Source organism: Streptomyces sp. NPDC005017, assembly GCF_042873115.1.
Taxonomy (GTDB): domain Bacteria; phylum Actinomycetota; class Actinomycetes; order Streptomycetales; family Streptomycetaceae; genus Streptomyces.
Genome location: NZ_JBIALD010000003.1, coordinates 167,030 through 182,553, shown reverse-complemented (window position 1 = coordinate 182,553; position 15,524 = coordinate 167,030). Strand labels below are relative to the sequence as shown.

Below are 15,524 nucleotides of genomic sequence, written 5' to 3'. Positions count from 1 at the left end.
AGGTGTTGGAATATGACACAGAGATGTTCCGGAACGATCGTGTCGCGCTCGAAGGTGCGCGCCGGGCTCCGTCCCGGGTGGTGAGGGATCATGCCGGTCATGAGCGATGACCACAGGCACGTCCAGGAGTTCTTCACGGCCCGCGCCGCGGACTGGGACGCCCGCTTCCCGGACGACGGCCCGGCCTACGCGGCGGCCGTCGCCGAACTGGGCCTGCGCGAGGGCGACCGGGTGCTCGACGCGGGCTGCGGCACCGGGCGGGCGCTGACGCCGCTGCGAGCGGCCGTGGGAGCCTCGGGAGTGGTCCTGGGCGCCGACCTGACCCCGGCCATGCTGGAGGCCGCCGTGGCGGCCGGGAGGAACCGGGACGGGCGACTGCTGCTCGCCGATGTCGCCGCGCTCCCGCTGCGCTCCGGATCGCTCGACGCGGTGTTCGGCGCGGGCCTCATCGCCCACCTGCCCGAACCCGAGAGAAATCTCGGGGAGTTGGGGCGTGTGGTGCGCCCCGGCGGCGCGCTGGCCCTGTTCCACCCCGTCGGCCGGGCCGCCCTGGCCGCTCGCCATGGTCGGCAGCTCACGCCCGACGACCTGCGCGCCGAGCGCAACCTCCGGCCCCTGCTCACGCGTTCGGGCTGGCACATGACGTCGTACGTCGACGAGGACGACCGCTTCCTGGTCCTCGCGGTGCGCGCCGACTGAGCCGGACGGGCCCGCAGGGGCGTCCGGCGGTCGGCTGAGCAGCACGGGTCCACAGGGGCGTCCGGCGTCCGACCGAGCCGCGCGGGCCTACAGAGGCGGACACCCGGCTCACTCCACACCCGATCCGTCCACGTGGCGTACGGGGCAGCCGCGTACGCCGGGAACCGGCCGGGTGCCCAGTTCGTTCACCTCGTAGCCGTCGGGGTAGCCCTTGATCTCCCAGTTCTGCCGCGCGAAACGGGGCGCGCGGCGAGGGGGCAGCAGCCGGACGGCCCGCCCGCGCAGCCGCACCGCCCGGCGCACGAGCGTTCGCGCGGAGGCGGAGGGAGGCGGGTAGCGGAAGGCCCGCAGCAGCGGCTCGTCAAGAAGGGCGAGCGTCGCGGTGCGCATCACGGGCGCGAGGGGGCGCGGATACCAGGAGCTCATCAGGTCGAGGGTGGCGTCGGAGACGCGGCGCGCCTTGTCGTCCCAGGCGAAGTGGCCGGCTTCGTAGGTGTCGAGCAGGTCCACGAACTCCTCGTAGCTCTCCGGGATGTCCCGGATGCCCATGTGACGGCCCAGGGCGCGGTAGTGGTTGGTGGCGGCCACCGTCTCGTGGCGCGACAGCCGCCGCCAGCCGTAGGTGTCGATCCAGCGCTTCGGCATCACGACGAAGGTGCTCAGGACGTACCGCATGTCGTCGTCGCCGATGTCGTAGCTGGGGTGCATCTGGTTGATGCGCCGGATGGCGGTGCGGGCGAGGGCGCCGGCGAGTGGCTGAGGAAGGACAGGCCTGAGATCAGCATTCGCTGGACCGAGGCCGCCGAGCACGATCCGGACACCTACGGGCGAATCCTGAAACTCCTGTTCAGCCCCCGCGCTGACAGCGGTACGGCATAGGCTCGCGCCGTACGAGACGACCCCGGCCGCGCGTGCGAGGCGCGAACCGGGGCCTTGCCAGTCGCGAAGGGACTGACGTGACCCAGACTCTCACAGCCACGCTCCGGGCCGTCGACTACCTGCGGGTGTCGACGGAGCAGCAGAAGCAGGGCTACGGCATCAGTTACAGCGCCAAGAAGACGGCGAAGCACATCGCCGCCAAAGGCTGGGCGCATGTGGATACTTTCAAGGACGAGGGCGTTTCCGGTTCCCTGTCCTGGCAGGAGCGGGACGACCTGCCCCGCCTGATGAAGCTCGCCCGGCAGGAGCCCCGCCCCTTCGACGTGGTCGTGGTCAACGAAACCCGCGCCATCGGGCGCACGGACCGCGTCTTCTACCGCTGGGTCTGGGAGTTGCAGGACCTCGGCATCTTCGTGGCCATCGTCGACAAGAGCATCGACAACACCACTGAAGAGGGCGAAGCCCAGATGCGCGAGGAGGCGAACTATGCCTTCAAGGAGTACACGCGCATCAGGGTCCGCACGCAGAGCGGTATTCAGGAGAAGGCCGAAGAGGGCGGGCATCCCGGCGGCTCGGCGCCGTACGGGTGGCGCATCGAAGACCAGGGGAGGCGTGGGGAGTCCACGCTGACGCTGGACGTCTGCCCCGCAGACGAGCACTGCACGGCAGTTCACGAAACGGACGCTCTGAAGAGGGCGTGGCACCTGATCGTCGTGGAGGCCAAGAACTGCCGCCAGGCGGCCATGGCGATGAACGCCGAGGGCTACCGGGCTCGCTCCGGGAGGCCCTGGACCGCGGGCAATCTGCGCAGCCGCCTCCAGGGCACGGCCCTCCAGAAGGGCCAGATGATCTACCGCAACCCGCAGACCGCGGGCTGGAAGGGAGGCACGAAGCTCGGCGTGGACGGTCGGCCGGCCAACGGCCAGACCGTGGTCATCGAGCTGCCCCGCCTCTTTCCGGAGGCGGATGTGGAGCGGCTGAACCGGGCCCTGGCCCGCAACGCCAGAGCCCGCAAGGAGTCGGGCAGCACTCACCCGCTGAGCAAGCGGGTGTACGGCTCATGCGGGAAGCACTACACGGGCCTTGACCGCGGCGACCGCCCCGGACGCATGTACCGCTGCACGGGGAAGATCGAAACCTTCCCCGGCGCTACGGTCTGCACCTGTTCACAGGTGGACGCCGACGCCCTGGAGGTGCGCGTGTGGGGCGAGGTCTGCGACCTGCTCCAGGACCCCGGGCGGCTCGCGAAGATGGCATCGGACTGGCTGGACATGGCCACAGGCCAACGGGCCAACCACGCTGAACGCGTGGCCGATCTGGACAAGAAGATCGCGGCGCAGGACACGGCCATCGCCAACATGATGATCCTGGCGGCAAAGAGCACCTCCCCCGCAGCTGTCGCCCAGGCGACGAAGGCCCTGGAGGACGAGCGGGCGGAGCTGGTCAAGCTGCGCGGCGAGGCCATCGCCTGGCAGGAGGAAAGCGATCTCGCCCAGCAGCGGGCGCACGACCTCCAGGCGCTCGCAGAGGTGGCCCGCACTCGCATGCGGGACATGACGCCCGAGGAGAAGGCGGAGGTCTGCGACCTGCTGGACCTCAAGGTCACACTGGCCGGCCCGGTCCCCAAGAAGGTCCGGGCGGACGACACGCTCACCGCCTGGTTCCGCGAGCGGGACCGCGGCGTGCCGGTCCTGGACGATGCGGCCTGGAGCCGCGTCCAGGCCCTCTTCGAGGGCTCCGAGAAGCGCCAGCGCAAGGACCGCCTGCCGCACCGTCAGGTGCTCGAAGCGGTGCTCCTGAAGGCGCGCTCGGGCTGTACCTGGAAGGAGCTGCCCGAGGAGTACGGCAAGACGACAGGGCTCACGACGCGCTATCAGCGCTGGGTGACCTCCGGCCTCTTCGAACAGGCGATGGGTCTGCTGGAGGACTGCGCGAGCCTGCCTCTTCCGAGCGTGTACCCGCTGCCTCCACTGGTGGTGGAGGGCAGGATCGATCCCAGGCTGCTCGTACGAGTTCCGACGGCACCCGAGGGGATGGTCTCCAGGGCCCGGCTGTAGTCCCAGGGGAACTCGTAGGCGGAGCTGAGCCGGTAGATCTCGGTGGCCTCCTTGTAGGGGTCCATCCGCCGGATCCGCTCGAGCCTGTCGTAGCGCTTCACCGCGCCGTCCCCCTTCTGCCGCCGGAACTCCAACTCTACGTTGGGTCGGAGCAGATGAAAGGATCAGCGGTACCGCTGCACGGCAACGAGGCGACTGACGCACGGGGAAGGCGGTCAGGATGTTCGAGAAGGTCCGCAAGGCATGGCGCGGGATTGTCACCGCACAGCGCACGGAGCGGGAGACCGGCCGCGACCGGCGCTCGCACAACCTCTTCGAGGCCGCCGCGGTGTATGTGTCGGCCTGCGCGGAGGACGACCAGGACCGGATCGACGAGGCCGCGGGATGGGTCTCGCCGGAGGCGCTGTCGTTCGGGGTGAACGAATTGGCGTGCCGGGCGCTGATCGCGCTCGCGCGTGAGCGCGACGAGTCTCCCGCGACCGTGGCCCGCTCGCTCCTCGGGCTGCCGGCCGCCTGAGGCGGAGGCTGCCGACGGCCCGGGACAGACGCAGGGGGCCAGGACAGGCTCAGGTGGCCCGGGCCGGACGGCAGGGGCCCGAGCGGGACGACAAGGCGGCCCCATGCGGATGACAGGGGCCCGGGGACGGACGGCAGGCGGCAGCGGGCCGGGGCCGGACGGCGTGCGGCCCCGGCCGGTTGCCAGAGGCCCGGGACGGACGGGCCGGGGCGGTCGATTCGTCCCACCACGTCGGAAAACCGCAGCTCCGGGTGCGCCAGGCGGTCGTGACAAGGGCGTCCGGCGCGCATTAGGGTGCGCGCGATCGGGATGAATCATTGGGAGGCTGGCATGTCCGGGACGGACGAGGACGCCGTCACGGCGGCGGAGGACGCGCTCTATGTGCTCACGGCGGTGCTGCTGACGCCGGCGCAGTTCCCGAGCGTGCTGGGCGACGACTATCCGGAAGCCTGTGCGGCGCTCGGTCTCGCGCCCCTCGCGGAGGGGTACGGCCTGGTGCTGGGCCAGGACGGCGAGGGCGCCCGGTGGACCATCGCGACCGACGATGTCTCGCTGGTCGCCGTGGCCATCGCCTCCTGGGACTGCGGCATGGAGTACGACCTGTCGCCGGCGGAGCACACGGTGGTGGCGGCGCTGCCCGGCTGGCCGCTGGCGCTCGCCGTGGCGGCCCCGGGTGTCCCGGCGCCGCACGACCCCGAGGCCGAGCTCGCGGAGCGGGCTCCGCTGGCCCCGCCGGACACCTCCGGCTGGGGTCCGGCCCAGCGTCGCATGGGAGCGGACGAGATCGCGTTGCAGTGGGCGCTGTGGCGCGAGCAGATCGACGACTCCGCGTTCGCCGCGACGGACGGAACCTCCGCCGAGGGGGACACGACGGCGGAAGCGGGCACGGAGCAGGACTCGGGCTCGGGCACGGAGCAGGACTCGGGCTCGGGCTCGGGCTCGGAGAAAGGCTCGGGCTCGGACGCCGCGCAGGACGCCGGCGCCGGTCAGGAGTCCGGCGGCGTGCGCAGCGAAGGCGTGCGACGGGTGCTGGCCGAGGCGCGGGCGTACGTGGACACGCCTCCGCCACTGGGCCGGGTGCGCTCCTCCTTCGCCCCGGGCGACGCGCGGACGCTGCGGGCCGACGGTCCGGGCTGGTCGCTGGTGGCCAGGACCGACGACATCGCGTTCGTGCTGCTCGACGAGATGCCGGGCGAGGTCGTTCCCGTGGGGCGGGGACCTGAGCTGCCCGGTCTGCTCGAGGCGCTCGACAAGATGGCCGTACGCCCCAGCTGACGGAGCCTCTTCCGGGTGCGCGCCGGCGCCGCGCACCCGGGTCACCGCCTCAGCGGCCGAGCTCCTTGCGGGAGACGCGGCGCAGTCGGCGCCGCTGTGACGGGTCCAGTGTGAGGTAGGCCGCGGCCGGGACGCCCAGCACGATCAGCAGCGCGGCCCACCAGGGCAGCCAGATGAGCAGGATGAGCCCGACCGCCACGCCTCCTGCGGCGATCTTCGCGTTCCTCGACATGTTGTCGCCTCCTTTGCGGCCACAGCCGTCCACCGTTGCGAGAACGGGTCCGCCCTCTTTCCCGAGAGCCGGGTCGGCCCCCGCCCTCTTGTACTGAGAACGGGGTCGGCACCCGCCGCGGTTCCGGACCGCGACCCTGAGACGTCCCTGAGTCCGCCCCTTACTCCACCCCGAGAGAGAGTCCCGTTACTCCACCCTGGGAGAGAGTCCCGGTCCCGGCAAGCAGCGTCGGGCGGGAATGTGATCCACGACACGGCAAATCATCTTCGATCAGGGGTCCGCCTCCTGTACCCTCGACCACTCTGAACCCGGTAGTCAAATTTGAGGAATGCGTCATAGCTCTGAAGAGTACTTCCGTCGCACCCGCCTCCGAGATCTCCGAACTCACCCACTGCCATGTCGTCTTCCTGCCCGGTGACCCCGCCCGCACCGGCACGATGGCCTTCTGGACGCCGGAGGGTCCGGCTCCGGCCGCCCCGGAGCCCGGGTCGGTCGCCGACCTGCGCGTGATCGTGCCCACCGAGCACGGCGTGGAGCCGGACGAGGTGCCCGCCCTGCTGCTGCCCGTCGACGCGGCGCTGCCGGTGCTCACACGCGCGCGTGTCGCCCCCGGCGCACACCGGGCGGCGGCGTTCTGGGGCACCGCGGCCGTTCTCGCGCTGCGCCTGACGGCCCGCGGCCTGCTGCTGCCCGGACTGTCCCCGGACGGCCACGACGCCTGGCGCGCGGGCCCGCTGGACCCCGAGGACACGGCCGCCCTGCGCCGCCTGGCCGCCTCCATGCCTCCCGAGGCGCACGCCGTCCCCGTCGACGCCACCGGCGCCCCCCGGCTGCCCGAACCCGAGCGGCTCCTGCGCGCCTTCATGGACGCCGTCGCCGACACGCTCCCCCGGTCGCCCGCGGCCCCGCTCGTGACGGGAGGCCCGGCCTTCGCGGGACGAGAGCCGCGACTGCTGCCGGAGTTGCGGGCCTGGGCCGCCGACGTCGCCGCGGGCCACGACGCGGGCGTCCGGGTCTCCCTGCGGGTGGAGGTGCCGGGTCTCGGTGAAGACGGCGCGGACCCGGACGAGACCTTCCCGAGCTTCCGGATCGTGCCGCAGGTGCACAGCGTGAGCGATCCGGCCCTGGTCGCCGACGCCGCCGAGGTGTGGACGGCAGGTGACGCCACCGGCGCCGCCCTCGGCCCACGCGCGCGCGTGGACGCCCTGCTCGCCCTGCGCCGGGCGGCACGGGCCTGGCCGCCCCTGGCACCTCTGCTGTCGGCCGCGGTGCCCACGGCCCTGGACCTCGCCGACGAGGAGGTCACCGACCTGGTGGGTGAGGGCGCGCGGGCACTGAGCGGCGCCGGTGTTGACGTGCACTGGCCCAAGGGCCTGACCCGCGAGCTGACCGTCCGGGCGGTCGTGGGTCCCCCCGACGCCGGCCAGGAGCCGGGCGAGCGCGCCACCGGGCTGCCCTCGTTCCTGTCCCCGGACGCGGTGCTCTCCTTCGACTGGCGCTACGCCGTGGGCGACGAGAGGCTCACCCGCGAGGAGCTCGACCTGCTGGCGGAGGCCAGCCGCCCGGTCGTACGGCTGCGGGACCAGTGGGTGCTGATCGACCCTCAGGAGCTGCGCGGAGTCCGCGCCCGGCAGGCCCGCGCGATCACTCCCGTCGACGCGCTGAGCGCGGCTCTGGCGGGCTCGGTGGAGGTCGACGGCCGCCGGGTCGAGGTGGAGCCCACGGGATGGCTGGCGGCCCTGCGGGAGCGGCTGACGGCCCCGGAATCGCACGAGCCGGTCGCCCAGCCCGAGGCGCTGGCGGCCACCCTGCGCGACTACCAGCGCCGCGGACTGGACTGGCTGGCGCGGACGACGTCCCTCGGGCTGGGCGCCTGTCTGGCCGACGACATGGGCCTGGGCAAGACGATCACGCTGATCGCCCTGCATCTGCACCGGCAGACCGACACCGCGACGGCCGGTCCGACCCTCGTCGTCTGTCCCACCTCCCTGATGGGCAACTGGCAGCGGGAGATCGAGAAGTTCGCGCCGGGCACGGCGGTCCACCGGTTCCACGGCCCCCGGCGCGAACTCGACGGCCTCGCCGACGGGGGGTTCGTGCTGACCACGTACGGCACGATGCGCCGGGACGCCGGCCGCCTCGCCGGGACGGCCTGGGGTCTGGTCGTCGCCGACGAGGCGCAGCACGTCAAGAACCCGTACGCGTCGACCGCGCGGGAGCTGCGGTCCATCGGGGCACGCGCGCGTGTCGCGCTCACCGGCACCCCGGTGGAGAACAACCTGTCCGAGCTGTGGGCGATCCTCGACTGGACGACGCCGGGGCTGCTGGGCCGCCTCGGCACCTTCCGCACCCGGTACGCGCGAGCCGTGGAGGGCGGTCACGACCCCGCCGCGGCCGAACGGCTCGCCCGGCTGGTGAGCCCCTTCCTGCTGCGCCGCCGCAAGTCCGACCCCGGGATCGCGCCCGAGCTGCCGCCGAAGACGGAGACCGACCGGCCGGTGTCGCTGACGCGCGAACAGGCCGGGCTGTACGAGGCGGTGGTGCGCGAGACGCTGGCGGAGATCGCGGGCGCGGACAGCATGGCCCGGCGCGGCCTGATCGTGAAGCTGCTGACCGGGCTGAAGCAGATCTGCAACCACCCGGCGCAGTTCCTCAAGGAGGACCGGCCGCGGATCGGGGGCCGGTCCGGGAAGCTGGAGCTCCTGGACGAGCTGCTGGACACCATCCTGGCCGAGGACCAGAGCGTCCTGGTCTTCACGCAGTACGTGGCGATGGGCCGCCTCGTGGAGCGCCATCTGGCGGGACGGGGCGTGCCGACGCAGTTCCTGCACGGCGGGACGCCGGTCGCCGAGCGCGAACGGCTGGTGAGGCGCTTCCAGGACGGCGAGGTGCCGGTGTTCCTGCTGTCGCTGAAGGCGGCGGGCACCGGGCTGAACCTCACGCGCGCGGAGCACGTCGTGCACTACGACCGCTGGTGGAACCCCGCCGTGGAGGCGCAGGCCACCGACCGCGCGTACCGCATCGGACAGACCCGCCCGGTGCAGGTGCACCGGCTGATCGCGGAGGGCACGATCGAGGACCGCATCGCGGACATGCTGAGCCGTAAGAGCGCGCTGGCGGAGTCCGTTCTCGGCGCCGGCGAGGCCGCGCTGACGGAGCTGACCGACGCCGAACTGTCCGAACTGGTCGAGCTGCGCGGGGGTGCGCGATGACGCGGAGCGGGGACGACACGGAACGCACCTTCGCCGCGCTGCCGCCCTCCCACGGGCGCGGCTTCGCCCGTACCTGGTGGGGGCGGGCCTGGCTCCAGGCACTGGAGGACGGGGCGCTGGACGGCGAGCAGCTCAGGGCGGGGCGGCGGCTCGCGCGCGCGGGCGGGGTGGGCGCGGTGTCGGTGCGGCCGGGCCGGATCACCGCCGTCGTCCAGGACCGCGACCGCACGGCACACCGGGCCGACGTCCTGCTGACGGAACTGCCCGCGGCCGGGTGGGACCGCTTCCTGGACATGGCCGTCGAGCGGGCCGGGCATGTGGCGGCGCTCCTCGACGGCGAGATGCCGACCCATCTGGTCGAGGACGCGGCCGCGGCGGGAGTCGACCTGCTGCCGGGGCTCGGCGATCTCGAACCGGAGTGCGACTGCGGGGCCTGGGACCACTGCCGTCACACGGCGGCGCTGTGCTACCAGGTGGCGCTGCTGCTCGACCAGGACCCGCTGGTGCTGCTGCTGTTGCGCGGGCGGGGCGAGTCGGCCCTGGTGGAGGACCTGCAGCACCGGGGCACCGCGCGGACCGAGGCAGCCCCCGAGCCGGACGGGGTGGACGCGGCCGAGGCCTTCGCCGTCGGTGACATCCTGCCGGCCCTGCCCGCCCTCCCGGAGCTGCCCGACGCACCGGGCACTCCCCCGACGCTGGACACGGACGTGCCCGCCCCGGCCGAAGTCGATCCGGACGCCCTGGAGTTCCTCGCGCAGTGCGCCGCGACGGAGGCCCACCGGCTGCTCGCGGCGGCTCTGACGGCCGAACCGGAGCAGCACCGGGCCGAGGCCGGGCAGCTCCAGGCGCCCACGCTCGCCCTGGACGCCGTCCGGCTCGCCGCGGCGGACCCCGGGCGGGCCGTCACGCGCCGCCTGGCCGAGGAGTCGGGCCGTACGCCCGAGACGCTGGCCGTAGCGGTGCGGGCCTGGAGGCTGGGCGGCGCCCCGGCGCTCGCCGTGTGCGAGGAGGAGTGGTCCGTGGGGGGCGAGCCTCTCGCACGCGCGCGTGCCGCCCTGGACTCGGCGTGGGACCAGGACGAACGACCCGTGCTACGGGCCCGGGGCAACCGCTGGACCGTCGCCGACGCGCCCTTCCAGCTGCGTCTGGGGCGGGAGGGCGGCTGGTGGCCGTACCGCAAGGAGCGGGGTCGCTGGGTACCGGGCGGCCCGGTGTCCCGCGATCCGGCGACGGCCCTGGCGTCGATGGACAGCGGGGCGGACGAGGTCTGACGCGAGGCTGGAAGAGCCGCTCCGCCGCAACCGACTGGGCGGGTGCCGGAAGACGCGCCGTCGCCCGGCCGGAACAGCCGCTCCGCCCCCCATGGGGCAGGCGGGAGACCGTCGGATGACACGCCGTCAAATGCGGTTCCGGGCAGGGCACCGGACGGCCCCCATCGATGCCGGTCCCCTTCTCCGGGCCCGGCCGGGACGCTGCCGAGGACGCCCGATGCCGACCCGACCACGGGTCGACACCGGGCGTTCACGCGTGCGTGGCGCCCGCTTCTCCCCGGAGGGATCGAATCTGGCCGCTGTCAGCGAACTCGCCCACTGGAGGCTCGATGTCCCCGAACGCCGCAGGCCGGCGCCCCGTCTCCCGTTCCGTCGCGGCGGGGCTGCCCCTCGCCGTTCTGGCCGCTCTCACGGCCGCGGTTCCCGCGTCGGCGGACTCCGGCGACCAGCCCCGTGTCGTCCGCACGGCCACGCTCGGGGACATCCCGCTCGGGGCCTTCAGCAACGCGCTGCTGCCGGGCACGGTGGCGGACGACCGGGGCGTGGACCTCGGCGGCATCGGCAGCGACCTCTACCCGACGGGCCGCAAGGGCGAGTTCTGGACGGTCACCGACCGCGGGCCCAACGGCCAGATCAAGGTGGACGGCACCAAGCGCCGCACCTTCCCCGTGCCGGGCTTCGACCCCGCGATCGTGCGGATCCGGGTGGACGGCGACGCCGTGAAGGTCGTGTCGGCGATACCGATCACCACCTCTTCGGGCAAGCCCGTCACCGGCCTGTCCAACCAGGCCTCCCGGGACGAGGCCCCGTACTCCTACGACGCCTCCACCCCGCTGCCGTTCGACCCGAACGGCCTGGACACCGAGGGCATCGTCCGCGCCGGGGACGGGACGTTCTGGCTGGTGGACGAGTACGGCCCCTCGCTGGTGCACGTCTCCGCGCGCGGCAAGGTGCTCGAGCGGTACGTGCCCCAGGGGCTGAACCTCGCCGGCGCCGACTACCCCGTGGTCGAGACGCTGCCGTCCATCCTGCTGAACCGGAAGGTCAACCGCGGTTTCGAGGGTCTCGCCCTGCTGCCCTGCGGCGACCTGGTGATCGCCGTGCAGAGCCCGCTCTCGCTGCCGGACACCGCCTCCGGGAACTCCTCGCGCACCACCCGGCTGTTCCGCTTCTCGCCGGAGAGGAAGGCGGTCACCGCCGAGTACGCGTACCGCTTCGACCCGGTCGAGGTCGTGGACCCGGGCGAGGACGACACCTCCGAGCTCAAGATCTCCTCGGTGGTCGCGGTGGGCCGGGAGCGTCTGCTGGTGCAGGAGCGCACGGACAGGACCGCCCGGCTGCACGTCGTACGCCTGGACCGCCGCGCGGACATCCTGGGCGGGCCCTGGGACGACGCGACGACGTCCCCGGCGCTTGAGCAGCTGGCGGACCCGGCGGCGGCGGGCGTGCCCGTGCTGTCCAAGCGCCTCCTGGTCGACCTGGGCACGGTCGCCGGCGTCCCGGGCAAGATCGAGGGTGTCGCCCGGGTCGACCGCGACACGCTCGCCGTCATCAACGACAACGACTTCGGGATGACGGACGGCACCGGTGCCTTCGACGCCCAGGGCCGCCTGGTGGACAGCGGTGTCGAGACCAGGGTCGTCTACGTCCGTCTGCCGAACGGCTTCTGAGCCACCGTGACACCCGCCCCGCCGGGTCCGTCGCCCTCGCTCTCGGTAACGGGCGTTGTCAGTGCCCGTTGGTAGCGTCGTCGGTGTGACAGGACTCGGGGGGAGGAGTGCCGGGCGCCGCGCGGCGCCCGGCCATGTGCTCGCTCCAGGGCGCGTCCGCGCCCTGGAGCGATTCCCTCGTGCTGCGCGGCAGCATGACGCTCCCGGCCTGGGTGGGAGCCGCCGCCCGGGAGCCGGCCGACCTCGACTGGGTGGTGCTGGAGGACGTGTTCCGGGTCGATCCGCTCGATCCGTATCCGTACGTCGACGGCATCGGGACCGTCGAGTCCCGGCCGCCTCAGGTGCGGGTCGTGGCCGGCCGGTTCCAGCGGTGGGCGGAGGCCGCGGACGGCGCCGGGGAGTACGAGCCGAGGCGGCGGGCACCCGGCTGCCGCCCCGCTTGTTGCGCAAGGTCCTGCGGCGCGGACAGGCGAGCGCGGTAGCCGCCGCGGCCGCGGCCGCTGCCTTCGGCCGGGAGCGGGTGACCGGCTGGCGGGTGGACCGGACGGCGTTCCGTGCCGAGCGTCCCTGGATACCCGGCACGGCGGCGGACTGGCTGACACGTCTGCGCGACGCGCTGAACGACACCCTCACGCGCGGCGACCGCCCCGACGGCCCCGGCCGCCGCACCCGCCGACGGACCGACCGGCTCCGACCGCCGGGCTGACCCGCTCCCGCCCCCGGAGAGGCGCCCCGGCGGCCCCGCACCCCGAGCCGCCCGCACCGAGCCGCCGTACGGCCCGGGCACGAACGCGGGGCGGGATCCGGGATCAGCCCCGCGCCCCCAGCAGATGATCCATGGCCAGCTGGTCGAGCCGCTCGAAGGCCATCCCGCGCGCGGCGGCCGCCTCCACGTCGAACTCCTCGAAGGCCGTGCGGTCGGCGAGGAGGGCCCGGAGGCCGTCCCCGGCGGTGGGCTGGGCCAGTTCGTGCAGACGGGAGGCGTGCAGGGCCTCACGGACCTCCGGGTCCGCGCGGAAGGCGGCGGCACGCTCCCTGAGGACGAGGTAGTTGCGCATGCAGCCCGCGGCGGAGGCCCACACCCCGTCGAGGTCCTCGGTGCGCGGCGGCTTGAAGTCGAAGTGGCGGGGCCCGGTGTAACCGGCGCTTTCCAGCAGGTCGACCAGCCAGAAGGCGGCGCGCAGATCGCCCGCGCCGAAGCGCAGGTCCTGGTCGTACTTGATGCCGGACTGGCCGTTGAGGTCGATGTGGAACAGCTTGCCCGCCCACAGGGCCTGGGCGATGCCGTGCGGGAAGTTCAGCCCGGCCATCTGCTCGTGGCCGACCTCGGGGTTGACGCCGTACAGCTCCGGGCGTTCCAGGCGTTCGATGAAGGCGAGGGCGTGGCCGACGGTCGGCAGCAGGATGTCGCCGCGCGGCTCGTTCGGCTTGGGCTCGATGGCGAAGCGCAGGTCGTAGCCCTGGGAGGTGACGTACTCGCCGAGCAGGTCGAAGGCCTCCTTCATGCGGTCCAGGGCCACGCGCACGTCCTTGGCGGCGCCCGACTCGGCGCCCTCGCGGCCGCCCCAGGCGACATAGACCCCGGCGCCGAGTTCGGCGGCCAGGTCGATGTTGCGGACGGTCTTGCGCAGGGCGTAGCGGCGCACGTCGCGGTCGTTCGCGGTGAAGGCGCCGTCCTTGAAGACGGGGTGGGTGAAGAGGTTGGTGGTGGCCATCGGCACGGTCAGGCCGGTCGTGTCGAGGGCCTGGCGGAAGCGCTTGACGTGCGACTCGCGCTCGGTGCCGGAGGACCCGAAGGGGATCAGGTCGTCGTCGTGGAAGGTCACGCCGTACGCGCCCAGCTCGGCCAGGCGCTGCACCGTCTCGACAGGGTCGAGGGCGCGCCGGGTGGCGTCGCCGAAGGGGTCCCGTCCCTGCCAGCCGACGGTCCACAGGCCGAAGGTGAACCTGTCCTCGGGGGTGGGCTGGTAGCTCATGCCACGGCTCCTTGCTTGCTTCGACCGTTTCGCGAGGACGCTATTTCGTCATCGCACTTTACAAATTAGTATGCCGACGCGTCTCAGGGAAGGGACATGGAGTCCCCGAGATGTGCGCCCGGGCCGCCGTACCCCGGGGGACAGCGGTCGGGGTCGGGGCACGGTGTCCTGGTGACAATGGAAAAACAGCAGGTCAGATCCCGCAGAGCCACATCGAGAGGGAGAGTCCGATGTCAGCAGCCGAGGGTCCGCTCGTAGTCGGCGTGGACACGTCCACGCAGTCCACGAAGGCGCTGGTCGTCGACGCGGCGACCGGTGAGGTGGTGGCGAGCGGACAGGCTCCGCACACCGTGTCCGCCGGTGTGGGCCGGGAGAGCGACCCCCGCCGGTGGTGGGACGCGCTGCGCGAGGCGTTGCGCCAGTGCGGTGAGGCCGCGTACGAGGCGGCCGCCGTCTCGGTGGGCGGCCAGCAGCACGGCCTGGTGACGCTGGACGAGCACGGCGAACCCGTCCGCCCGGCCCTGCTCTGGAACGACGTGCGCTCCGCGCCCCAGGCCCGCCGGCTGGTCGAGGAGCTGGGCGGTCCGAAGGCCTGGGCCGAGCGCACGGGCAGTGTGCCCGGCGCCTCGTTCACGGTCACGAAGTGGGCGTGGCTCGCCGAGCACGAGCCGGACGCGGTCCGCGCCACCAGGGCCGTGCGCCTCCCCCACGACTACCTCACCGAACGCCTCACGGGCCTGGCCACCACCGACCGGGGCGACGCCTCCGGCACGGGCTGGTGGACCTCGGGACAGGAGGCGTACGACGCCGGGATCCTCGGGCACGTGGGGCTGGACCCCGCGCTGCTGCCGCGCGTGGCCCGGCCCGGCGAGGTCGTCGGCACCGTACGCGACAGCCACGACCTGCCGTTCTCCAAGGGCACCCTGGTCGCGCCGGGCACCGGTGACAACGCCGCCGCGGCCCTCGGCCTCGGACTGCTCCCGGGAACGCCGGTCCTCAGCCTCGGCACGTCCGGCACGGTGTACGCGGTCTCGACGCACCGCCCGGCCGACCCCAGCGGGACGGTGGCGGGCTTCGCCGACGCCCGCGGCGACTGGCTGCCGCTGGCCTGCACCCTGAACTGCACCGTGGCCGTCGACCGCGTCGCCGCCCTGCTCGGCCTGGACCGCGAGGCGGTGGAGCCCGGCACGGGCGTGACCCTCCTGCCGTACCTGGACGGCGAGCGCACCCCGGACCTGCCCGACGCCACCGGGCTGCTGCACGGCCTGCGCCACGACACCACGGCGGGCCAGTTGCTCCAGGCGGCCTACGACGGTGCCGTGCACTCCCTGCTCGGCGCGCTCGACCTGGTCCTCGACCAGGACGCGGACCGCTCCACGCCCCTGCTGCTGATCGGCGGCGGAGCCCGGGGCAGGGCCTGGCAGGAGACCGTACGGCGGCTGTCGGGACGTCCCGTCCTGGTGCCCGAGGCCCGCGAGCTGGTCGCGCTGGGCGCCGCCGCCCAGGCCGCCGGGGTGCTCACCGGCGAGGACCCGGCCGCCGTGGCGCGCCGCTGGGACACCGCGCGCGGACCCGTGCTCGACGCCGTGGAGCGAGACGGGGAGACGCTGGCCCGGATCTCCGGGGTACTCTCCGACGCGGCCCCGCTGCTCAGGCGGGGTGCGACCCGAGGCTGAGGCCCCGGGGCACGGACCCGGGACCTGGGGCCCTTCTGATGGATCTCCGCGGCGTCACGC

General features: G+C 73.5%; 13 protein-coding genes and 2 pseudogenes. 11 read left to right on the top strand and 4 right to left on the bottom strand.

Annotation, left to right across the window (positions count from 1 at the left end):
• The first annotated feature begins 99 nt into the window (after window positions 1-99).
• Window positions 100-699 carry a class I SAM-dependent methyltransferase gene (locus ACFYR0_RS05890; RefSeq protein WP_389322298.1) on the top strand — a complete coding sequence of 200 codons (600 nt, stop codon included), beginning with the start codon at window positions 100-102 and terminating at the stop codon, window positions 697-699.
• Between the two features lie 108 nt (window positions 700-807).
• On the opposite strand, the pseudogene ACFYR0_RS05885 reads toward ACFYR0_RS05890, so the two are convergent.
• Window positions 808-1,437 (bottom strand): annotated as a pseudogene (locus ACFYR0_RS05885) (oxygenase MpaB family protein); the annotation flags it as partial.
• Between ACFYR0_RS05885 and ACFYR0_RS05880 the strand changes: the two are divergent.
• Both ACFYR0_RS05880 and ACFYR0_RS05875 read left to right on the top strand, forming a co-directional pair.
• Window positions 1,402-1,578, top strand: a complete 177-nt coding sequence (locus ACFYR0_RS05880; RefSeq protein ID WP_389322809.1) for a hypothetical protein — start codon at window positions 1,402-1,404, stop codon at window positions 1,576-1,578. The pseudogene ACFYR0_RS05885 and the gene ACFYR0_RS05880 sit on opposite strands and share 36 nt — an antisense overlap.
• A gap of 32 nt (window positions 1,579-1,610) precedes the next feature.
• Window positions 1,611-3,635 carry a recombinase family protein gene (locus ACFYR0_RS05875; protein ID WP_389322296.1) on the top strand — a complete coding sequence of 675 codons (2,025 nt, stop codon included), beginning with the start codon at window positions 1,611-1,613 and terminating at the stop codon, window positions 3,633-3,635.
• Here the strand turns inward: ACFYR0_RS05875 and ACFYR0_RS05870 are convergent.
• Window positions 3,617-3,736, bottom strand: a pseudogene (locus ACFYR0_RS05870) (DUF2236 domain-containing protein); the annotation flags it as partial. The gene ACFYR0_RS05875 and the pseudogene ACFYR0_RS05870 sit on opposite strands and share 19 nt — an antisense overlap.
• 119 nt (window positions 3,737-3,855) lie before the next feature.
• Between ACFYR0_RS05870 and ACFYR0_RS05865 the strand changes: the two are divergent.
• Window positions 3,856-4,152 (top strand): hypothetical protein, encoded by a 297-nt coding sequence (locus ACFYR0_RS05865; RefSeq protein ID WP_389322294.1) that lies wholly within the window; start codon window positions 3,856-3,858, stop codon window positions 4,150-4,152.
• Window positions 4,153-4,482: 330 nt separating this feature from the next.
• Window positions 4,483-5,427 (top strand): hypothetical protein, encoded by a 945-nt coding sequence (locus ACFYR0_RS05860; protein WP_389322292.1) that lies wholly within the window; start codon window positions 4,483-4,485, stop codon window positions 5,425-5,427.
• A gap of 49 nt (window positions 5,428-5,476) precedes the next feature.
• Here the strand turns inward: ACFYR0_RS05860 and ACFYR0_RS05855 are convergent, their stop codons facing one another.
• A complete protein-coding gene (locus ACFYR0_RS05855; protein ID WP_386379551.1) occupies window positions 5,477-5,659 on the bottom strand; it encodes a hypothetical protein in 183 nt (60 codons plus the stop codon).
• Window positions 5,660-6,096: 437 nt separating this feature from the next.
• On the opposite strand from ACFYR0_RS05855, the gene ACFYR0_RS05850 reads away from it, so the two are divergent.
• The 5 genes from ACFYR0_RS05850 (at window position 6,097) to ACFYR0_RS05830 (ending at window position 12,518) form a co-directional block, all read left to right on the top strand.
• Window positions 6,097-8,871 (top strand): DEAD/DEAH box helicase, encoded by a 2,775-nt coding sequence (locus ACFYR0_RS05850; RefSeq protein ID WP_389322290.1) that lies wholly within the window; start codon window positions 6,097-6,099, stop codon window positions 8,869-8,871.
• Complete coding sequence (locus ACFYR0_RS05845) at window positions 8,868-10,142, top strand: SWF or SNF family helicase (protein ID WP_389322288.1); 1,275 nt, start codon at window positions 8,868-8,870, stop codon at window positions 10,140-10,142. The genes ACFYR0_RS05850 and ACFYR0_RS05845 overlap by 4 nt, the downstream gene beginning before the upstream one ends.
• Window positions 10,143-10,471: 329 nt before the next feature.
• Window positions 10,472-11,812 (top strand): esterase-like activity of phytase family protein, encoded by a 1,341-nt coding sequence (locus tag ACFYR0_RS05840; RefSeq protein WP_389322286.1) that lies wholly within the window; start codon window positions 10,472-10,474, stop codon window positions 11,810-11,812.
• 107 nt (window positions 11,813-11,919) lie between these two features.
• Window positions 11,920-12,294: a hypothetical protein gene (locus tag ACFYR0_RS05835; protein WP_389322284.1), complete on the top strand. Its 375-nt coding sequence runs from the start codon at window positions 11,920-11,922 to the stop codon at window positions 12,292-12,294.
• A 38-nt stretch (window positions 12,295-12,332) separates the two neighbouring features.
• Window positions 12,333-12,518 carry a hypothetical protein gene (locus ACFYR0_RS05830; RefSeq protein WP_389322282.1) on the top strand — a complete coding sequence of 62 codons (186 nt, stop codon included), beginning with the start codon at window positions 12,333-12,335 and terminating at the stop codon, window positions 12,516-12,518.
• A 103-nt stretch (window positions 12,519-12,621) separates the two neighbouring features.
• Here ACFYR0_RS05830 and xylA read toward each other — a convergent pair whose 3' ends face one another.
• Entirely contained in the window at window positions 12,622-13,788 is a 1,167-nt protein-coding gene (gene xylA / locus ACFYR0_RS05825; RefSeq protein WP_389322280.1) for a xylose isomerase, read from the bottom strand.
• A 230-nt stretch (window positions 13,789-14,018) separates the two neighbouring features.
• On the opposite strand from xylA, the gene xylB reads away from it, so the two are divergent.
• Window positions 14,019-15,464 carry a xylulokinase gene (gene xylB / locus ACFYR0_RS05820; protein ID WP_389322278.1) on the top strand — a complete coding sequence of 482 codons (1,446 nt, stop codon included), beginning with the start codon at window positions 14,019-14,021 and terminating at the stop codon, window positions 15,462-15,464.
• Window positions 15,465-15,524: the final 60 nt, after the last annotated feature.